The 19,918-nt window shown below is 69.0% G+C and carries 18 protein-coding genes; 5 read left to right on the top strand and 13 right to left on the bottom strand.

Annotated elements, in window-relative coordinates:
- Positions 1 to 24: 24 nt before the first annotated feature.
- The 6 genes from I6I07_RS20085 to I6I07_RS20060 are packed head-to-tail and all read right to left on the bottom strand — an operon-like array spanning position 25 to position 7,667.
- Positions 25 to 804, bottom strand: a complete 780-nt coding sequence (locus I6I07_RS20085; RefSeq protein WP_006395780.1) for a GntR family transcriptional regulator — start codon at positions 802 to 804, stop codon at positions 25 to 27.
- Positions 801 to 2,411 carry a GMC family oxidoreductase gene (locus tag I6I07_RS20080; protein ID WP_198483406.1) on the bottom strand — a complete coding sequence of 537 codons (1,611 nt, stop codon included), beginning with the start codon at positions 2,409 to 2,411 and terminating at the stop codon, positions 801 to 803. The genes I6I07_RS20085 and I6I07_RS20080 overlap by 4 nt, the downstream gene beginning before the upstream one ends.
- Before the next feature lie 12 nt (positions 2,412 to 2,423).
- Positions 2,424 to 3,377 (bottom strand): PDR/VanB family oxidoreductase, encoded by a 954-nt coding sequence (locus I6I07_RS20075; protein ID WP_198483405.1) that lies wholly within the window; start codon positions 3,375 to 3,377, stop codon positions 2,424 to 2,426.
- A gap of 17 nt (positions 3,378 to 3,394) precedes the next feature.
- The gene (locus I6I07_RS20070) at positions 3,395 to 4,819 is read right to left on the bottom strand and encodes a Rieske 2Fe-2S domain-containing protein (protein WP_198483404.1); all 1,425 of its coding nucleotides are present in this window, start codon (positions 4,817 to 4,819) and stop codon (positions 3,395 to 3,397) included.
- A 27-nt stretch (positions 4,820 to 4,846) separates the two neighbouring features.
- The gene (locus I6I07_RS20065) at positions 4,847 to 6,343 is read right to left on the bottom strand and encodes an NAD-dependent succinate-semialdehyde dehydrogenase (RefSeq protein ID WP_198483403.1); all 1,497 of its coding nucleotides are present in this window, start codon (positions 6,341 to 6,343) and stop codon (positions 4,847 to 4,849) included.
- A 43-nt stretch (positions 6,344 to 6,386) separates the two neighbouring features.
- The gene (locus I6I07_RS20060; RefSeq protein WP_232625665.1) at positions 6,387 to 7,667 is read right to left on the bottom strand and encodes an MFS transporter; all 1,281 of its coding nucleotides are present in this window, start codon (positions 7,665 to 7,667) and stop codon (positions 6,387 to 6,389) included.
- 193 nt (positions 7,668 to 7,860) lie between these two features.
- Here I6I07_RS20060 and I6I07_RS20055 point away from each other — a divergent pair, with 193 nt between their 5' ends.
- Both I6I07_RS20055 and I6I07_RS20050 read left to right on the top strand, forming a co-directional pair.
- Positions 7,861 to 8,214, top strand: coding sequence for a DUF202 domain-containing protein (locus I6I07_RS20055; protein ID WP_198483402.1), 354 nt, complete (start codon positions 7,861 to 7,863; stop codon positions 8,212 to 8,214).
- A gap of 34 nt (positions 8,215 to 8,248) precedes the next feature.
- The gene (locus I6I07_RS20050) at positions 8,249 to 8,578 is read left to right on the top strand and encodes a DUF202 domain-containing protein (RefSeq protein ID WP_198483401.1); all 330 of its coding nucleotides are present in this window, start codon (positions 8,249 to 8,251) and stop codon (positions 8,576 to 8,578) included.
- A gap of 20 nt (positions 8,579 to 8,598) precedes the next feature.
- On the opposite strand, the gene I6I07_RS20045 is transcribed toward I6I07_RS20050, so the two are convergent.
- The gene (locus I6I07_RS20045; protein ID WP_198483400.1) at positions 8,599 to 9,855 is read right to left on the bottom strand and encodes a hypothetical protein; all 1,257 of its coding nucleotides are present in this window, start codon (positions 9,853 to 9,855) and stop codon (positions 8,599 to 8,601) included.
- Positions 9,856 to 10,091: 236 nt separating this feature from the next.
- Here I6I07_RS20045 and I6I07_RS20040 point away from each other — a divergent pair, with 236 nt between their 5' ends.
- Positions 10,092 to 10,829 carry a hypothetical protein gene (locus tag I6I07_RS20040; protein WP_198483399.1) on the top strand — a complete coding sequence of 246 codons (738 nt, stop codon included), beginning with the start codon at positions 10,092 to 10,094 and terminating at the stop codon, positions 10,827 to 10,829.
- Positions 10,830 to 10,950: 121 nt separating this feature from the next.
- On the opposite strand, the gene I6I07_RS20035 is transcribed toward I6I07_RS20040, so the two are convergent.
- Positions 10,951 to 11,682 carry an SDR family NAD(P)-dependent oxidoreductase gene (locus tag I6I07_RS20035; protein ID WP_198483398.1) on the bottom strand — a complete coding sequence of 244 codons (732 nt, stop codon included), beginning with the start codon at positions 11,680 to 11,682 and terminating at the stop codon, positions 10,951 to 10,953.
- A gap of 258 nt (positions 11,683 to 11,940) precedes the next feature.
- Here I6I07_RS20035 and I6I07_RS20030 point away from each other — a divergent pair, with 258 nt between their 5' ends.
- Positions 11,941 to 12,702, top strand: a complete 762-nt coding sequence (locus I6I07_RS20030; RefSeq protein ID WP_198483397.1) for an SDR family oxidoreductase — start codon at positions 11,941 to 11,943, stop codon at positions 12,700 to 12,702.
- Positions 12,703 to 12,716: 14 nt separating this feature from the next.
- Here I6I07_RS20030 and I6I07_RS20025 read toward each other — a convergent pair whose 3' ends face one another.
- The 3 genes from I6I07_RS20025 to I6I07_RS20015 all read right to left on the bottom strand — a co-directional run bounded on the left by I6I07_RS20025 (position 12,717) and on the right by I6I07_RS20015 (position 14,593).
- The gene (locus tag I6I07_RS20025) at positions 12,717 to 13,331 is read right to left on the bottom strand and encodes an ABC transporter ATP-binding protein (protein ID WP_198483396.1); all 615 of its coding nucleotides are present in this window, start codon (positions 13,329 to 13,331) and stop codon (positions 12,717 to 12,719) included.
- Positions 13,332 to 13,424: 93 nt separating this feature from the next.
- On the bottom strand, positions 13,425 to 14,111 hold the full coding sequence (locus tag I6I07_RS20020) for a flavin reductase family protein (RefSeq protein WP_198483395.1): 687 nt from the start codon (positions 14,109 to 14,111) through the stop codon (positions 13,425 to 13,427).
- A gap of 23 nt (positions 14,112 to 14,134) precedes the next feature.
- Entirely contained in the window at positions 14,135 to 14,593 is a 459-nt protein-coding gene (locus I6I07_RS20015) for a VOC family protein (protein WP_006395805.1), read from the bottom strand.
- A gap of 186 nt (positions 14,594 to 14,779) precedes the next feature.
- On the opposite strand from I6I07_RS20015, the gene I6I07_RS20010 reads away from it, so the two are divergent.
- Positions 14,780 to 15,436, top strand: coding sequence for a MarR family winged helix-turn-helix transcriptional regulator (locus I6I07_RS20010; protein ID WP_198483394.1), 657 nt, complete (start codon positions 14,780 to 14,782; stop codon positions 15,434 to 15,436).
- Positions 15,437 to 15,495: 59 nt separating this feature from the next.
- On the opposite strand, the gene I6I07_RS20005 is transcribed toward I6I07_RS20010, so the two are convergent.
- Positions 15,496 to 17,382, bottom strand: coding sequence for a PepSY-associated TM helix domain-containing protein (locus I6I07_RS20005; RefSeq protein WP_198483393.1), 1,887 nt, complete (start codon positions 17,380 to 17,382; stop codon positions 15,496 to 15,498).
- Positions 17,382 to 19,862, bottom strand: coding sequence for a TonB-dependent siderophore receptor (locus I6I07_RS20000; RefSeq protein ID WP_198483392.1), 2,481 nt, complete (start codon positions 19,860 to 19,862; stop codon positions 17,382 to 17,384). Before I6I07_RS20000 ends, I6I07_RS20005 begins: the two co-directional genes overlap by 1 nt.
- Between the last annotated feature and the right edge of the window lie 56 nt (positions 19,863 to 19,918).

Below are 19,918 nucleotides of genomic sequence, written 5' to 3'. Positions count from 1 at the left end.
CTCTACTAGGTTGGATGGCTGATGTCAGCCGCTTGATAAATTGGCGTCGGGGAACGCGAGATCGCGCGAGGTCGGGCCCAGGAAGAATTCCTGGTAGTACACGCATTGCCCGCGTCCGGACCGCGCCACGGCCTGCATGTAGATGCCGCGGTAGGGATGCGGCACGCCGATGCGCTCGCAGGACTCGGTGTCGAAATCGGCCAGCTTCACCCGATGGGTGATGTTGGTGATAGGCAGCTTGAACTGCTGGATAATGACTTTCTTGAAGTTGGCCCCATTGAGCTTGTCCATGGGCATGTCCCACAGGCGCTTGAGCAATTGCCGGTCGGCATAGAACCGGCTGGAGATACGGAACTCGTCGTTGATGATGATGAGGCGGTCGAGCCGCATGACGTTGGCGTCGGTTCCCAGGTACTGGTTCCAGGGGCCCGCGCCGGTCACGGGGGTGCGCAGGATGACTTGCGAGAAGGTCGGCAGCACCGAGCCATCGTCGTCCAGAAAGCGGCAATGCCACGGATCCTCGATCTGGCGAGGCGCCTCCGCGATGAAGCTGCCCAGGCCGTGCATGCGCACCACCAGGCCCTGCTCCACCAGGTCGCGCAACGCCCGCTGCACGGTGCCGAGGCTGAACGGCGTCAGCTGCGCCAGTTCCTCCTCGGCCGGCAACTGGTCGCCCGGCTGCCAGATGCCGCGCCGAACCGCGTCCACCAGCACCTCGACCAGCCGCTGGTACTTGGGCCGGCGGGTCGGATCGGGTGCATGCAGCGTCTCGAAGATTTCCAGACGACGTTCCAAGGTACTCATGAGATTTTCTCCCTGTCTTGCATGATCATGTCGGCGCCTTTCTCGCCGATCACGATGCTACCAGCGTTGGTATTGCCGGAAAGCAGCAGGGGCATGATCGAGGCGTCGACCACGCGCAGCCGGTCCACCCCGCGGACCCGCAGCCGGGTATCGACCACGGCATCGGCGTCGGCCCCCATGCGGCAGGTGCCGACGGGGTGGAAGATGGTGGTGGCGTACCCGCGGATGAAACGCAGGACCTCGTCGTCCGACTCGACGTTGAAACCGGGCCGGTACTCATCGGCAACGTACGGTGACAGCGCACGGGTCCGCACCAGCTGGCGCGCCAGCCGCACCCCTTCGACCATGGTGCGCCGGTCGAACTCGGTGTCCAGGTAGTTGAAGCGCGCGCGCGGCGCGGCCAGCGGATCGGGCGAAGCCAGGTCGAGCCGGCCGCGGCTGGTCGGCCGCAACTGGCAGACCGACAGGGTGAAACCGGAGAAATCATGCGGCCGGCCGGCCGTCATGTCGGCGCTGATGGTGCCGAAGTGGAATTGCACGTTGGGGGTCTGCTCGGCGTCGTTGGTGCGCGCGAACATGCCGCCCAGCTGGATGCCGGCCGCCACCGGCCCGGCGCGGCGCAGGATCCATTGCAGGCCGATGCGGGCCGTGCCCCACCAGGTGCGCAGGGCATCATTGGTGGTGATCGGCCGGGTGCAGCGATACATCAGCCGCGACTGCAGGTGATCCTGCAGGTTGCGGCCGACTTCGGGCAGATGGTGCACCGGCGCGATGCCCAGCGCCCGCAGCGCGTCGGCGTCGCCGATGCCGGACAACATCAGCAATTGCGGCGACTGGATCGCGCCGGCGCTCAGCACCACCTCGCGCCGGGCGCGGGCCTGGCAGGCCTGGCCGGCGCGCAGGTACGACACCCCCGCGGCGCGGCGGCCCTCCAGGATCAGGCCGGTGGCGTGCGCATCGGATTGCACGCACAGATTGGCGCCGGCGATGCCCGAGCGCAGGTAGGCCTTGGCGGCCGAGCAGCGCAGGCCATTGCGGGTGGTCAGCTGGAAATAGCCGGCGCCTTCCTGGCGCGGACCGTTGAAATCGTCGGTGCGCGGCACGCCCAGTTCGTTGGCGCCGCCGATGATGGCCTCGATCAGCGGGTGGCGGCCGCGGATATCGGATACCGCCAGCGGCCCGTCGCCGCCATGGCAGGCATCGGCGCCGCGCTCGTTGGCCTCGGAGCGCTTGAAATACGGCAGGACATCGTCCCAGCCCCAGCCGACGTTGCCTTGCGCCCGCCAGCGCTCGAAATCCTCCTTCTGGCCACGGATGTAGACCAGGCCGTTGATCGAGCTGGACCCGCCCAGGGTGCGGCCGCGCGGGATGTAGATCCTGCGGTTGTCGAGATTGGGCTCGGGCTCGGATTCGAATTGCCAGTTCAGCTGCGGGTTGAACATCGTCTTGCCATAGCCGATGGGGATGTGGATCCACATGTTGCGATCCCGCGGGCCGGCCTCCAGCAGCAGCACCGTGGTCTTGCGGTCCTGCGCCAGCCTGGCGGCCACGGCGCATCCGGCCGAGCCCGCGCCCACGACGATGTAGTCAAACTCCCTGGTCTCCACGTTCCCTTCCCCTCAGATGTCCAGTACCACGGCGCCCTCGCGGACACGCGCGCAGCAGATCAGTACGCTGTCGGCGCGTTCTTCGTCGCTCAACAGGTAGTCGTTGTGTTCGATCAGGCCCGACAGGTGGTGCAGCCGGCATTCACCGCACAGCCCGGCCTCGCAGGATGAATTGCAGGCCACCCCGGCGCCGCGCAGGGCCTGCAGGATGGTCTGCCCCGGCGCCACTGGCACCGAGCGGTCGCTGCGGCGCAGCGTCAGGCTGGCCGGCGCGCTGTCCGCCGCGGGCGGCGGCGCCGGCGCCAGGTCGGCGCCGAAATGCTCCGAATGCACCGCCTGCGCCGGCCAATGGGCGCAGGCCGCCTGCACCGCCCGCATGAAGCCGGGCGGGCCGCAGAAGTACAACTGGCCATCTTCCGGCCGCTGCGCCAGCAGCTGGCCGAGATCCAGGCCGTTGGCGGGGTTGCCGCCATCGTGGTGCAGGAAGACGCGGCCGCGCCACTTGTCGCCGGCCAGATAGCCGGCGAAGGCGGTGCGCTCGGGCGACTGCGTGCAGTAGTGCAGCGTGTACGGCCGGCCCAGCGCGTGCAGCCGTTCGGCCATCGCCAGCAACGGCGTGATGCCGATGCCGCCGGCCAGCAGCAGCGAATGGCCGGCGTCTTCCCGCAGCGGGAAGTAGTTGTGCACGCCCGCCACCTCCAGCAGATCGCCGGGCCGCACCTGTTCGTGCATGGCGCGCGAGCCGCCGCGGCTGTCCGGCACATGCAGCACGGCAATGCAATAGCGGTCAGTGCTGCCCGGCACGTTGCACAGGGAATAGCGGCGGTTGACGCCGCCCGGGGTCCGGATATCCAGGTGCGCGCCGGCCTCGAACGCGGGCAGCGGCGCGCCGCCCGGATCGACCAGATCGAAGGCATAGATGCCTTGCGCCTCATACCGGATCGCACTGACTCGCAACTTCAGCATGGTTCTCTCCGCATCCCTCAGCCGGCCGTGGCCGCCTGGCCCGCGCGGTCGATGCCGTCGAGCCGGGCGCGCACGTGCGCATCGCGCTGGTCCGCCGGCAGCGCGTCGGCCGACCGCATGATCTCCAGCACCTGCTTGCCGGCGGCGGCCAACTGCTTGCGGTCCGCCTGCTTGTCGGCCAGTTCGGGAATGTCCAGCACCGAATCCTGGGCATAGATCGGCAGCGTCCGGCCCTGCTCCTGCAACTGCTGGTAGAGCGCGTAGGGCGCGGTCTTGTCCTGCACGGCGTTGCGCAGCAGCTTGCGGCACATGTACACGCCCACGTCCGAGACGCCCGGATGCTCGGCGCCGTGCGCGGCGATCCGGCCCTGGCTGACGATGGCCTCCCAGTCACCCGGCGCGCGCTGCCCCTCGTCGTAGCTGCGGTTGCCGGTCTGCCCTTCCAGGAAGTCGATCTTGTCGACGCCGCAGTCCGCTTCGTTGCCCAGGCCGTCCGGGTCGACGGTGCTGTTGAAGTGGCGATAGCCGAAGATGATCATGTTCTCGTCGTCGACCGGCACGTTCCAGCGGGTGCAGCCGGCGGTGCCATGGCGTTCGCGCGCGGCGGTCGGCAGCAACGAGCCGATCTGCAGGTAGTTGGGGAACACCATTTCGGTGATGCGCACCCAGATCTTGTCGCCGGGCAGGCGGCGCGAGGCGATGAACACGCAGCCGTTGCCGTCGCGCGTCGCTTCCCATTGCATGACCGGCATGTCGCCGAAGCCTTCCAGCGACACGCCCGCAGAGGTCGCGGCGTCCACGCCTTCGACCACCATGTGGTTGTGCAGCACGGCGGTGTGCATGTGGTCCATGATGTTCTCGTAGACCTGCAGCCAGTTGCACGGGTAGATGTTCGAGAACGGCACCAGCCGGGTGTCGGCGGGCAGGCTGTAGGTATCGAACTGCGGGAATGGCGGCGCCTGGCCCGGCCCCATGTAGGCGAAGACCAGTCCATCGCGCTCGAACGCGGGATACGCGCCCTGGCACACGGTTTCCTTCAGGCGCGTGGCGTCCGGCTCGCAGGGCGCGTCCAGCAACGTGCCGTCCACGCCGTAGTGCCACCCGTGATAACAGCAACGGATGCCGTGCTCGGCGATGATGCCGAACTCCAGCGAGGCGCCACGGTGCGCGCACTGGCGATGCATGACGCCGACGTCGCCGCTCTTGTCGCGGAACGCCACCAGGTCCTCGCCCATGATGCGGATGGCCTTGGGCACGTCCGTCAGCTCCTGCGACAGGCACACCGGCTGCCAGTGGCGGCGCATGTACTCGCCCATCGGCGTGCCGGGGTTGGTGCTGGTCAGTTCCAGGTCCGGGCCGGGCCGGTTGCGTTGCTGGTAGCCGGAGAACCGCAACGGATGTTCGCTGCGGGTCGCGGGCACGGAACTCGTGGCTTGCGTCATGTCTTGTCTCCTGATGATGGGAATGGGTCAAACACGCAGATTCGATTGGCTGATGAAGCGGATCTGCTGGTAGGCATCCAGGCCTTCCGGCCCGCCCTCGTAGCCCAGCCCGCTGTCCTTGACGCCGCCGACCGGCGCGTCGGCCAGCGAGGGCGTGAAGTTGTTGATGCCGATCCACGCCGCGTCGATGTCCTCGGCAAAGGTGGCGGCGCGTTGCAGGTCATTGGTGAACAGGTAGGCCGCCAGCCCATACTCGACGGCGTTGGCGCGCGTGATGGCGGCGTCCAGGTCGCCGAAGGACAGGATCGGCGCCACCGGGCAGAACGGTTCCTCGTGCAGGATGCGGGCGTTCGCAGGCACGTCGGTCAGCACCGTCGGCGGGAAGAAATAGCCCGCGCCCGCATGGCGCGCGCCACCCAGCCTGACCTGGGCGCCGCGCCGCCGCGCATCGTCGACCAGTTCGGCCGCCGCGGCCAGGCGCCGCTCGTTGTTCAGCGGCCCCATGCGCACCCCGTCCGCCAGGCCGTCGCCCACCTGCAGCTGGCTGGCGTACTCGACGAAGTGCGCGACAAAGGCCTCGTAGAGACTGTCCTGCACGAAGAAGCGGCTGGGCGACAGGCACACCTGGCCGCTGTTGCGGTACTTGAAGGCAACGCACGCCTGCGCGGTGCGGGCCACGTCGACGTCGTCGCAGACGATCACCGGCGCGTGGCCGCCCAGTTCCATGGTGCACGGCTTGAGATGGCGCGAGGCCAGCATGGCCAGCAAGCGCCCCACCGGCACCGAGCCGGTGAACGAGACCTTGCGGATCACGGGCGAGGCGATCAGGCGCTCGGAAATCTGCGCCGGCTTGCCATACAGCAGGCCGATGGCGCCGGGCGGCACGCCCGCATCCAGGAACGCCCGCACCAGCAGCATGCCGATGGCGGGGGTTTCCTCGGGCGCCTTGAGCACCACGGTGCAGCCCGCCGCCAGCGCCGCCGCCACCTTGCGGGCGGCCAGGAACGCCGGGAAATTCCACGGCACGAAGGCCGCCACCGGCCCGATCGGGCGCTTGACGGTGGTCTGCGTCAGCAGCGCCGAGCGGGGCGGCAGTTGCCGGCCGTAGGCGCGCTTGCATTCCTCCGCGCAGTAGACGATGCCCTCGATCACCCGACTCACCTCGCCGTCCGCATCGGCCAGCGGCTTGCCGTTCTCCAGCGTCAGGACCACCGCCAGCTCGCCACGGCGCTCGTCGATCAGTTGCGCGGCGCGCATCAGGATCGCCGCCCGCTCCCAGGCGCTGGTGCGCGACCAGGCGGCGAACGCGCCGTCGGCGTGGCGCAGCGCGTCGTCGATGTCCTCGTCCGTGGCCACCGGCAACCTGCCCAACTCGGCGCCGTTGGCGGGATTGCGCACCGCCAGCGTTTCGCGCCCCTGCGCATCGCGCCACTGTCCGCCCACGTACAGGGCGAGTGCTTGGGGATAGGCCGCCGCGTGCAGGCTCGCGGTCGCCGCGGCCCGCTCGTGTTTCGTTTGCTTCATGGCTTGTGACTCATCGTGGTTCTGGGAAAGGGAAGAAGACCCGTCATGACAGCCGCTGCGCGCTGCCCGGCGCGGCCCCGGCGACGGCGCCCGGCGCGGCGATCATGCGTGCCTGCATGCGCCGGCGGCTGGCCTGCGGATTGATGAACAGCACGCCAATGACGCTCACGCCGATGGCCAGCACCGCGGACACCAGGAAGCCCTGTTCATAGCCGGCCGCGACGGTGTTGCCGCTGCCGATGAAACGGCCCATCAAGGCCGGCGCCACCAGGCCGCCGGTGGTCGCCAGCGCGCTGCTGATCGACATCGCGGCCGAACGCTGCGAATCGAAGGAGATCTCGGCGACGATCGCCGAACTCAGCACGAAGGTCAGTTGCGGCAGGTTGCAGCCCAGCGCCAGCAGCAGCACGCGCAGCGTGGGGTGTTCGGCGACGTACAGTGACAGCAGGATGCAGGCCCCGCCCAGCAGCACGAACGCACAGCTGAGCCAGCCGCGGGCGTAGATCGAGGCGATGCCGCGCTTGAGCATGCGCTGCGACAGCCACGACCCGACCAGCACCAGCGGGATGTTGATGCCGGTGAAGATCATGAACATCCAGCCGGTTTCCTGCGTGGAGTAGCCCAGCGCCTTGCTCATGTAGGCAGGGATCCAGGTGAACATCACCGAGAAGATCCAGTACGTGGTCCAGTACAGCAGCATGTTGGCCAGGAAGGTGCGGTCCGTCAGCAGCACCCAGTACGGCACGCGCGCCTGGGATGCGTCGGCGCTGGCGCCGGCGTCGCGGACCTGCCCGTCGCCGCCGAACAGCAGCCACAGCACCATCCAGACGATGCTCAGGATGCCCAGCAGCAGGAACGCCGCGTGCCAGCTGTGGTTGAGCATGATGTAGGTGAGCACCGGCCCGGAGATCAGCAGGCCGACCGTCACGCCCTGGAAGATCACCGACGACGGCACGTTGCGCTGGTCGTCGGCGAACCAGGAATAACAGGAGTGCAGCGCCAGCGGATACGCCGGCCCCTCGCCGATGCCCAGCAGGATGCGCGAGAAGTACAGCAGCGGCACCGAGGCGAAGAAGGCCAGCGGCATTTGCGAGACGCCCCAGATGCCGGCCAGCACCACCAGCACGACCTTGGACGACACCCGGTTGGCGAGAAAGCCGAAGCCGATCGCCGACACCGAAAAGAACAGGAAGAAGCTGCTGGCGATCATGCCGAACTGCGCCGGCTCGATGCTCAGCTCCTGCATCAGCGGCACGGCCACGATGCCGAGAATCGCCTTGTCCATGAAATTGATGACCATGAACAGGGCCAGAAGCACTGTCACGACCCACCCCCGTACATTCCTCTGCGCTGGTGCTGCTGTTGCCATGTCTCGCCCCTTGTTTTTCGAGATCCGCCGCGTTGACGCCGCGCCGTGTCAAAACTATAGTCCTATATAGTTCTTAAATTCAATCCCGGGACTCACTAGGACTAACCCTAGCCCGACCGATCACCCCTCTTTTCGAGCCTCGAAACCCATGCAACGTCCCCACTGGCGTGACCACGGCAGCGACCCCGACTACCGTTATTCCCTGGCCAACGAGCGCACTTTCCTGGCCTGGATCCGCTCGGCGCTGGCGTTGCTGGCGGCCGGCCTGCTGCTCGACCAACCCGGCATGGCGGGCAGCCCGATCGTGCGCACGGGACTCGCGCTGGGCCTGTGCCTGCTGGCGCTGATGGCCTGCGCCAGCGCCTATCTGCGTTGGCGCGGCAACGAAATCGCCATGCGCCACGCCAGCGCCCTGCCACACAGCCCGGCGCTGGCGCTGCTGTGCCTGGCCATGCTCGCCATCGGCGCGGGGGTGTGCTGGCTGGTGTTGGAACGGGCCTGATCCTCATGCCCTGTCGACCTGGCGCCGCGAGCCGATGACCTATCCCCTGGATCCTGGCCTGCAGCCCGAGCGGACCCTGCTGGCGTGGCGGCGCACCTGCCTGGGCCTGGTGGTGAACAGCTTCCTGTTGATGCGCGGCGGCGCCCTGCATGGGGAGCCCGTCGCGATCGGCGCCGGCCTGCTCGTCGTGGCGCTGGCCGGCTGGCTATATGCCCGAGTCCGCGCGCGGCTAAGTTGCGCGCCGGGGGTCTGCGCCAGCTCGCCGGATCGTCTGGCCCTGATGGCCGCCGCCGGCGCCGCCCTGCTGGTGTGCCTGGTCGGCGCCTGGCATGGCGCCGCCCTCCTTCATGCCACTGTACGTTGAGCGCTAAGGTCGCGCCTCGATCAGTCAGTCACCAGATACGCCTGGCCACCCGGCTTCAAATACGGCCGCAGCGCCTGGAACGGCACGCTGCCGTGGGTGCCGAGGCAGGCGCCCGAGGCGTGGCCCACGCCGGACACCGACAGGCTCAGCGCGCCCGGCGCCTGCGCCCCAAGCGCCAGGTACTGCGGCCACAGATCGGCGCAGTCTTCCAGGTTGGGACGCTTGTCGACATCGCTATCGGGCGGGCCGGCCTTGACCACCTGGTCCACCAGCCCCTGCAGCGCCGCGCTCGGCTCTCTGCCGAAGCTGCGCTTGCCCGGCGCGTAGGCGTCGAACACCCGGTTCCAGTCCAGGTACTCGCCGCGCAGCAGATCGAAGGTATAGGGCTCGAAGTGATTGGCCGGGTGCGCGCCGCCGCAATCCAGGCTGCCCGATTCGGTTACCGTCATCAGCGCGCGCGACAGCCAGGTGACCTGGATGTCCTCATCGTCGAACCCGCCGAGCGTGCCGCCGCCCTCGCTCTTGCTGGTGTAGGCGAACGCCATGCATTCCAGCGCGCCCAGGCTCTTGCGCCAATGGCGCTGTTCCAGCAGGTGGTTGACGCGCTGCATGACCTGCGGATCGGGATGGCGGGTGAGGCGCGGATAGGCGAACCGGGTGCGCGGATCGACCCACATGCGATAGGCCACCCCGCCCGTGCCGATGTCCTTGCCCACGGGTTGGGCATGGCCGGCCAGCTTCAAGGTCTCGTAGGGCGCGCGGGCGGCATCGATGGCGGCCTTCAGGTCGATATCGCCCAGGTCGACCTGCCCGGCCCGCGCCTTGCTGCGATCGCGCTCGAGCTGCTCGGTGTCGTAGCCGGCCACTCGCTGCAGGTCGAAGCGGCGTTGCTTGCCCGTGCGCGTGTCGGTCCATTGCCCGTGATAGCCCTTGGCGTCGCGCGTGCCCTGCCAGCTGGCCGCGCGGTCGGCCGCGTCGATGGTGGCCTTGTCCGAAGCGGGCGGCTGTGCCGGATGCGGCTTGGGTTCATGCAGGACGTCGCCCGTGCCGCGCAGGGGAATGTCGACGCCGCTCTTGGGATAGAAGTAGCGTCCGCTCACGACCCCATCGGCGCCGGCCGCGTCGTCCAGTTCCAGCACCACCTCGCCAGCCCCTTGCAGCGTGCCTTTGTAGACGGTGCGCTGATTGGCGTTCGCCTGCGCGGCCATCAGTGACAGCAAGGCCAGCGCCAGGGCGCCAAGGGAATGAACGCGGGGACGAGCGATGAACGATGACATGAGGTAGGCGATCCCGGAAATCGAGGTGAGCCGACTATACCCGAGTCCCTTGCTTGCCCGCGCACGGCCGCACCGCCAGGCGGCGGCAATCACGGCATATCGAGCGCTCTTCACGGGACCGATGAATGCGACCGGCCTCGGCTTCCCAATCTGTGAGCTGTGCTTTCAATCGTTTACGTATGCCGAAACCCGGCGCGGTATAAACGAGGCCCCTACTTTCTGAACCGAGGAATGACTTGTCGCACACGCTTGGGGCGCTTCCGTTCATTGCCGCCACGGCAAACACGTTGCGGCGCGATGGCCGCGCCATGCTGGCCGCCGCGCCATGGTCGCTGGCCGCGTTCGTGCTGTCGCTGCCGTTCGCCATCCTGGCGGCGTCGCTGTACTGGATCCAGGGCGGCGTGTTCCTGCTGCTGGCGCTGGTCAACCTGATCGCCTTCTCGCGCATGACGTTCGCGTGGCACCGCGTCATCGCGGGCGAAAGCGCCCGCGCCGAGGCGGTGCAAGGCGGCACGCCGCAAGCCTGGCACCTGGTGATGCTGGGCGGACTGGCGATCGTCGTCGCCGCGCTGGCGCGCGCCACCGGCGACCTGCCCTATGTGCTCTACATGGTGCTGAATGCCCCGCCGACAGCGCTGTTCTTCGCGGCGTTGATCCTCGTGGTGCTGGCGATCTGGCTGCCGGTGCTGTACGCGCTGGCGACGCTGGCGCCGGCCCTGCCGCGCGCCGCGGTGACGGGCGTGGCGGGCTTTCGCGGCATCCGCGGCGAGGCCGCCCGCCCGCGCTGGCCTTTGATGCTTGTCCTGGGCATGCTGGTCAGCGCCGCGGGCCTGGCCCACAACAAGCTGTTCGAATACCTGGGTTACGCCACCCACGAGGGGCTGGCCTGGGTGGCGCTGTACCTGGCGCTGTGCATCGTGCTGACCTTCGTGGCGGGCGCGATGGTGACCGTGGCGTACCGCTTCAGGCACTGACCACCGGACCAACGGGAACGCCCGCGCGCATCCGTGCCCGACACAAGGCACGCCAGCAAGCCGGGCGCAAGGGATGAAAACGCCGTCAGACCCTCACATCGCAGCCCATGATGGCACCTCGCTACGGCAGCGCGATGCCCGTGGCGTCGTGCAAGGCCTGCAGCAGGCGCGCCTGGAAGGCCTCGTCGTGCGTGGCGGGATGTGGTTCGCGCCGCGCCTGGTGATGCCAGTAGCCGCCGCTGCGCAACGCCGCCGGGTCATCGGTGGTCGCCAGCCAGGCCTGGGTCACATGCCCCAGGCTGAGATCGCCCGGCGCGTTCGGCCCGCCCATCTTGGTGGGCACCCAGCCGGGATCGACTGCCTGGCTGATCACGTCGGGCCAGCGACGCGCCACGGCCGCCATCAGCGCCGTCACGAACAGCTTGCTGTCGGAATACGAGCCGCTCTCGCGGCTGCCATCCCAGGCCATGCCGCCCAGGTCCGGCCGACCGTCCTCGTGCATTTCACTGCTCAGGTAGACCAGGCGACGCGGCCGCGCCATCAACGCGGTCAGCACATAGGGCGCGATGACATTGACCGGCAGGATGGCGGGGCCAGTGAAGACGCCGGCGTTGTGGATGACCGCGTCCATCCGGCCCAGGACGTTGAGCTGGTCCGCCAGATCGCGCGTCTGCGCCAGGTCGGCCAGGTCGCCCACCACCGCCAGCGCCCCCTGCGACAACAATTCCCGCGCGGCGCCCAGGCGCTCGCGATTGCGGCCGTGCACGACCACCATGTGTCCGTCCGCCAGCAGCGCGCGCGCGGCCGCCAGACCCAGCCCGTCAACCGAACCGGTGATGAAAATGCGTGCCATGAATCCACTCCTTGAGAACCGGGCGCGGGCGGCGCAAGCCTTGCGCAACCGCCGTCGACACCGCGCCATACCGAGGCGATTGCAGTGTATCGGCATCGCGCACCCGGCGCCGTCTTGCCCCGCCGGCGCATCCGGGAATTCCGGCGGCCGCCTGGACCCACGCATTGGAGGCGGTGATTCGCGCGCAGTATAGTGACCGACGCGGCGCGGGCGCGCCCGACTTTCCCGATCCCGAACTTCACAGCAGGAGCCCCCTTCATGGCCACCGAATCCCAAGCCCCCGTCATTCTGATCACCGGCGGCAGCCGCGGCGTCGGCGCCGCGACCGCGCGGCTGGCCGCGGCGCAGGGCTACGACGTGGCGATCAGCTACGTCTCGAACGAGGCGGCGGCCCAGGCGGTGGTGGCCGACGTGCGGGCCGAGGGCCGCCGCGCCCTGGCCGTGCGCGCCGACAGCGCGGAGCCGGAACAGGTGGTTCGGCTGTTCGCCGCCATCGACCAGGAATTCGGCCGTCTCGATGTGCTGGTCAACAACGCCGCCATCATCGCGCGGCAATCGCGGGTCGAGGACCTGACGTTCGATCGGATGCAGCGGATCTTCGCGGTCAATGCCATCGGCCCGATGCTGTGCGCGCAGCAGGCGGCCCGGCGCATGTCCCAGCGCCACAATGGCCGGGGCGGCGCCATCATCAACGTGTCATCGGGCGCGGCGCGGCTGGGAAGCCCCAACGAATACGTGGACTATGCCGCCTCGAAGGGCGCGCTCGAAACCTTCTCGATCGGCTTTTCCAAGGAAGTGGCGCGCGAGGGCATCCGCGTGAACGTGGTGCGCCCGGGCCACATCTACACCGAGATGCACGCCAGCGGCGGCGAACCGGGCCGGGTGGACCGCATCAAGGACACCGTGCCCATGGGCCGCGGCGGCCAGCCCGAGGAAGTGGCGCGCGCCATCCTGTGGCTGGCCGGCGCCGAGGCCTCGTACGTCACCGGCACGTTCATCGACGTCACGGGCGGCAAGTAGGCCCGCGCGACAGATCAGCGCAGCGCGGCGACGTCCACGACAGTCGCCCCGCAGGCCTGCACCAGCTCGGGATCGTGGCTGGCGAACAGCACCACCCGGTCCCGGCCCCAGGTCCTGAACAACTCGGCCAACTCACGCCGCGCAGGCGTATCGAGCCCGTTGCTGGGGCCGTCGGCGATGACCACGGCCGGATCGCCCAGGGCGGCCGCGGTCAGGTAGACCTTGCGACGCGTGCCCGTGGACATCTGCTCGAAGCGCTTGTCCAGGTGCGGCTCAAGCCCCAGCCGGGTGGCCAGGTCGAGCACCGCGTCATCCAGCGCCACGCCCTTTTCCGCCGCGACCTGTTCGAGCAGCCCGCGCCCGGTCTGCTGCGGCAGCGCCAGGCAGTTGTCGGGCACGTAGGCCAGGCGCCCCTGGGCCAGCCGCGGCGCCTCGGCCAGCGAGTGGCCGTCGATCCAGACCTCGCCGCCATCCGGCGCGATCACGCCCGCGATGATGCCGAGCAGGCTGGATTTGCCGGTGCTTTCCTCTTCGCACAGCGCCACGCAGCCGGGCGCGAACGTGTGCGTCAGTCCCTCGAAGACGGAATGATCGCCGTAGCGTTTGGTGAGATGGTCGATACGTAGCATGGCGCCAGTGTACGCAGGAACGCCGCGCACGGCCAGGACCGTGCGGCGCCTGCCGCAACGCCCGGCGCAGTCCCGCGCCATGTCCGCCGCGCCTCAGCGCCCGTCGACCGGCGGCAGCGGTTCCTCCAGGTACTGCTGCGCCACCCCGTCCTGCTGCATCTGGCGCCACCGCGCCACCGACGGCGTCGCCATCTGGAAGGCGCGGGTCACCTCGCAATACCACCCCGGGTTGTGCAGCCGGCCGATCAACTGCATCGGCAGCGGGTCGATGAACATGCGTTCGGCATCGGTGACGGCCGCGTCGATCAGGTGCATGCCGACGATGTCGCCGATGACCAGCACGCGGCGCGCATCGATGTCGACCAGCTGGCGCACGCGGCATTCCATCGATGCCGGGCTGTCCTGGATTCGCGGCACGTCGACGTTGCGGCCGGGCGCCAGCAGCAGGCCGGCCTCCATCGCCTCGTCGATGCTGGCGTCGAAGTCGATGGCCGTCACGTTCATGCGGCGCGCCTGCGTCGCCGACACCAGGTTGACCACGAACTCGCCGCGCGCGGCGATATTGCGCGCGGTGTCCTTGAGCCGGCCGTCGCGCGAACCGACACAGAAGCACAGGATCGGCGGATCGCCGGACATCACATTGAAAAAGGAAAACGGCGCCACGTTCAGGGCGCCCCGCGCATCGCGCGAACCGACCCAGGCGATGGGCCGGGGCAGGACGGTGGAATGCATGAGTTTGCTGCGCTGCTCGCCGCTGAGCGACTGCATGTCGAAATACATGGGAAAGCTCTCCGGGAAACGGCCTACTCGTTGCCGGCGCGGGCCGGATCCTGCGCCGGCTGGTCCACGCCGGGGCGCCGGGCGCTGGATTGATGCAGTTCCACCAGGTTGCCGGCCGGGTCGCGCAGGAACAGCTGCTTGAGGCTGGGCGAGGCGACATTGTCCAGCGTGAAGTACGCGATGCCGCGGGCGATGAGTTCCTGCTCGGCGGCCAGCACGTCCTCGACCGCGAGCGCGATGTGGTTCGACACCGGATCCTGCCCCGGTCCCTTGGCGTAGCGCGACGGGCCTTCGCTGCCGAGGATGTGCAATTGCGTGCCATTGGGCAGGTTGATCCACGAACCGTAGATGCCCGGGATCTTCCACCGCGCCGGGTCCTGCGGCAGGCTCAGCACGTCGCGATAGAAATCGAGCATGGCGTCGGCCTGGGCGTGATTCACGCCGAATCCGACGTGATGAAGTTCGAGCACTTTGACGGGCATGGGAGTCTCCTGTTGAAAGGTCAACGCGGCCTGCCGGGCAAGGCCCTGGCCGCGGAAATGGCGTGAACGCCGACGCGGCAAATATAGTACGTTAAACGTACTATATGCAAATCGTATTATTTGATGAACGTATAATCCGGCCTGCCCGCACCGCAACGTTTCCGACACGACAGCCCGCCGATTCCCATGCCCGCACGCAAGTCCGCCGCTCCGACCGCCCGACCCGGGAAAGCCACCAAGACGGCCAAGACCGCGGCCGGCGCCCCGTCCACCGCCCCCGCCGCCCCCGACAACGCCGCGACACGCCAGGCGCAGGCCATGCGCGACGGCGCGGCCGCCGCCGCCCGGCCCCACCTGACGTTGATGGCCCAAACCGCCGCGCGCGGCACCGATACCGGCGCCGCCGGACTGGGACTGTTGATGCTGTGGCTGGCCGACGACGTGGAACACCGGGCCAACGCGTCGCTGGCGCCGTTCGGCGTATCGGAAAGCAAGCTGGACGTGCTGATGATCTTCGGCCTGGCCGAACGCGGCCTGCTCGACAGCCGCGCCGTGACGCCGTCGTACATCGCCGACTACTTCGGCGTCACCCGATCGACGGTCACGGGCCTGCTGGACTGGCTGGAGAAACGCGAGCTGCTGACGCGGGCGCTCAACCAGGACGACCGGCGCAGCATTTCGCTGACCCTGACGGACGCCGGCCGCGACCTGCTCGCCCGGGCGCTACCGGCGTTCTGGACGATGTGCGCGTCGCTGGTGGATTGCCTGGACGAAGCGGACCGCACGGCCTTGCAGGGCATCCTGGCGAAGGTCTGGAAGCATTTGAAGCGCGCAGCCGCGTGACGGCTGGCCGTCACTTCCTGATGACAGAAACACCGACATCCCCTCCCGCCAGGACGACGTCATACCCCTCGCCCCACGGCCCAGACCAGCAACGCCAGCAGCATCGCCATCCCCAGCAGATACCCCCACGCCCGCCGCGCGGCGAACACCCACATCGCCGCCAGCGCGTAGAACAGGAAGGCGCACAACGTGCCCGCCACGACGGCCACCGGACGGCCGGCCAGCCCCGGCGATGACAGCCATTGCGCCATGGCCGTCGCGGCCAGGGTTGCCAGCGCGTAGCCGCCCAGCACGGCCACCGCGACACGCGCCAGGACGCGCCAGCGGTACCCGGGCGGCGCTGGCGGCGTCCGGCCCGCCAGCGGCGGCGTCCAGCGGGTTCGCCCCACCTTGCCGGCCAGCCACAGGCACAGCAGGCCGGCAAGCAGGATCACCCCTTCCACCGACGCGGCGATCGCGTCGCCCGCCGGCACATAGGTGACGATCGACTGCCCCGTGGTCAAGCCATTGACGAGCGGCAGCGACAGGCACAGCAGCGCCGCCATGCCGAACTGCTCCCGCCACGCGCGCGACGGCGGCCGGACCAGGGCATGCAGCAAGGTCGCCAGCCAGGCCAGGAAGAACACCCGGATCTCCCACTGCCCGCGCGCCGGCCAGTCCGCCGGGATCAGGCGATTGCCATGGAAATAGGCGATACAGGCCACGGCGCCGCCGGCGATGGCCGCCACGTTGAGCGACTCGACCACGCGCTGGAAGACCGGCGTGGCCGCGCCGAACGCGCCGTCGTGCCGGGCGCGCCGCTTGACGGCATACAACACCGCCCCGGTGGCGATCATCACCGTGCCCGCCAGCCCGAACAGGAAGTACATCCAGCGCAGCGGCCAGCCGCCATAGGTCGCCAGGTGCAGCCGCTCCATCACGCCATGCGCCACGTCGGCGCCGGGCGCGGCATCGGCCCGGCGCAACTCGGTCATCTCGCCGCTGGCCGCGCGAAAGGCGGCGCGACCAGCCTGGCCCGTGAAGCGCCGCACCGACGCGGCCTCGTCGACCCGGCCGAACACGCGGATCGTTTCCGTCGCCTGCCCGGGGCGTTCGACCATCAGCATGCGCGCGGGGCTGTCCATCGCGACCTCCGCGGCCGCCAGGAACGCGCCCAGTTGCAGGCGCCCCGGCACCTCGGGCGCCAACCGCGCGTCCGTCATGGCGTCGCGGCCGGCGGCACCCGGCCCGGCCGCCGCCAGTTCCTCGTGCCATCGCGCCATGCCCTGCTCGCCGTACAGGACGCGCAACGGCCCGGGCATGTAGCTGGTGTAGAAGATCGCCAGGCCGGTATAGACGATCATCAGCTGGAACGGCAGCGTCAGCACCGCGCTGGCGTTGTGTCCGTCCAGCCAGGCGCGCGCGCCCCGGCCCGGCCGGAAGGTGAAGAAGTCCTTGAAGATGCGCTTGTGCACGATGACGCCGCTCAGCAACGCCACCAGCATGCCGACCGACAGCCAGCCCACCAGCCAGAAGCCGAAGTCGCCGCCATACAGGGTGTAGTGCAGCACCATGAAGTGGCGGCCGCCCTCGGTCTTGCGGCCCCAGGGCTGGGGCAGCCGTTCGCCGCTGCGCGGATCCATCGCCGCCTCGTGGGTGGCGCCGGCCGCGTCGCGCCAGAACACGCGCAATGCGCGGTCGGCGGCCGGCGGCAGCTCGATGCGCCAGAAACGCGCGCCCGCGCCCTCCTGGTCGAGCAGGCGCCCGGCCGCCTGCAGCACGGCGGGCATGCCGATGTCCCGCACCTCGCGCGGCAGGGCCGGCTCGGCGCCCATCCAGTGCGAGATCGGCGCGCGGAACACGCTGAGCGTGCCGGCCAGGAAGATCAGGCACAGCAACCAGGCGCAGACCAGGCCGCACCAGGTGTGCAGCCAGGCCATGCGCTGGCGCAACCCGCCCTGGCGCATCAGAACGTGCCGCGCAGCGTCAGCATGGCGTTGCGGGGATCGCCGTAGTGCACGCCGTTGACCATGTTGCCGATGGCGCTGTAGTAGGTCTTGTCGAAGATGTTGTTGAGGTTGAGCGTGGCGGCCCAGTTGCGGTTGATCTGGTACTTGGCGTAGGCGTTCCACACCGCGCGGCCGCTGGCCTTGGCCGTCAGCGCGCCGATCTGGCGCGACTGGCCGCTCTGCACGTTGACGCCGCCGCCCACCGTGAAGGCGCTCAGGTCGCCCGGCAGCTGGTACGTGGACCAGAGCCGGAAGATGTGCTTGGGCGTGTGCCAGGCGAACGCCTGCCCTTCGCTGCTGACGTCCTTCAGGTAGCGGGTGGTGTTGAAGGTATAGCCGGCGTACACGTTCCAGCCGCGGGTGACTTCGCCATTGATTTCGGCGTCGAAGCCCTGGCTGCGCACCTTGCCCGCGTCGGTGTAGCAGTAGTAGTTGTCGGCGCAGGTCGGGCTGGAGCTGAAGTCCACCTGGGCGCGGTGGCTCTGGTCGATGCGAAAGATCGCGAACGCCGTGTTGATGCGGCCGTCCAGCAGCTCGCCCTTCAGGCCCAGCTCGTAGTTCTCGCCGACGATGGGCTTGAGCGACTGGCCCGAGGCGTTGACCTCGCTCTGCGGCTTGAAGATGTCCGTGTAGCTCACATAGGTGGTCCACTGCGGCGACAGGTCGAGGATCAGCCCCGCGTAGGGCGTGAAGTGGGTGTTGCCCTGCACCGTCTGGCCGTTCACCAGGACGCCGGCCGTGGTGGTATCGGTGGTCCAGATACGGTTCGAACGGCTGAAGCGGCCGCCCAGCACCAGCTTCAGCGGATCGGTCAGCTGCAGGCGGGTCGCGCCGTAGAAGCCCAGTTCGCGGCTCATGCCGAGGCGGACTTCATCCGTGGATCCCAGCAGCGCGGCCGAGGTCGGCTCGGGCAGGCCCGGATTGAACTGGAAGGCGTTGAAGGCGGCGTAGTTCGTCAGGTACGAATAGGACGTGTCGATCTTGGTGTGGGCATAGTTGGCGCCCACCACCACCTCGTGGGTGCGGCCGAAGGCGCGGAATTTGCCGGTCAGGTTGGCGTCCATGCCCGACGCGTCCAGGTCGGCGACCGTGCGGGCCACGCTGACCATGGCCATCTGCGTGGCCGGATTCACGGCGCGGCTGGAGGCGGTGTACTTCAGGTACTGCTTTTCCCGCACGTAGGCGCCCGTGACCTTGAAGCGCCAGTCGTCGTTGAAGGCGTGCGTGAAGTCGGCGTAGAAGCCCTGGTTCGAAGTCTGCTGCCGGTTCCAGTCGGCGCCGTAGCTGGTGGAACGCTTGAAGTCGATATCCTCGCCATCGCTATAGCGCGGCAAGCCCGAAATCGTTGGCCGGCCGCGCAGGTCTTCGTAGCTGTAGCCCAGGTTCAGCTGCGTATAGGGCGTGAAGTCGTACTCGATCGTGCCGTAGAAGGTGGTGTTCTTCAGGTGGACGCGGTCGATGAACGAATGGTTGTCCTGGCGTTCGATCAACGCCCGGCCGCGCAGGCTGCCATCGGCATTGAGCGCGCCACTGCCATCGACCTGCAGGCCATAGCGGTCCCAGCTGCCGGCCTTGGTCTCGACCATGAAGCGGTCTTCCGCCAGCGGGCGCTTGCGCACCAGGTTCACCGCGCCGCCGGGCGAACCCGAGCCTTGCAGCAGGCCGGCGGCGCCGCGCAGCACCTCGACCCGGTCATACATGGCGGTGCCGCCCGAGTAATTGCTGGCGCGGCCATAGAAGCCGCGTTCCAGCGGCACGCCGTCGTACTGGATGACGCTGCTCTCGAAGCCGCGCGAATAGATGTATTTGCCGCCCTGCGGGCTCTGCTGCAGGGTCACGCCGGTGGTGTTTTCCAGCGCGTCGTAGACCGAGGTCAGGTTCTGTTCGTCCAGCCGTTGGCGCGTCACGACGCTGACGGACTGCGGGATGTCGCGCAGGCGCTGGTCGCCCTTGCCGATCATGACCGAGGGCACGGTATAGGAGCCGGTGCCTTCGGACATGCTGCGGTATTCCTGCCCGGTCACCGTCACCGCGTCCAGCGTGACGGCGCCCCCGCGCGCGGCGCGCCGCACCGCGTAGCCGCCGCTGGGCTGGCGCACGCCTTCGAAGCCGGTGCCGGCCAGCAAGGCCGCCAGGCCGCCCGCGGTGGTCCAGCGGCCGTTCAGGCCCTGCGTCTGCGCGCGCTCGACCTGGGACGCATCGAACGACACATTCACCCCGGCGGCGCGCGCGAACTGGTTCAGCGCCTGGTCCAGCGGGCCGGCGGCGATGGCGAAGCCGCGCTCGGCCTCCTGCACCGCGGGCGCGGCTTGCGCCCACACGGCGGCGCCCGGCCAGGCCGCCAGGGCGGCGCCGCACAGGATGCCGGACAGGGCCGTGCGCAGCAAGGTGGGAACGGGCGCCGGGCGCGCCGTCTTCGGGGTACGAGCGAGTGTCATTGCGTAGTCTTGAAGGCCAGGTTGAAAGGTGTCTTTCCCTGTAGGCCGGACAAGAA

Origin of the sequence: Achromobacter deleyi, assembly GCF_016127315.1 — a bacterium.
Lineage (GTDB): Bacteria > Pseudomonadota > Gammaproteobacteria > Burkholderiales > Burkholderiaceae_B > Achromobacter > Achromobacter insuavis_A.
The sequence above is the reverse complement of the archived record's forward strand: the minus strand, read 5'-3'. Positions and strand labels throughout refer to the sequence as shown.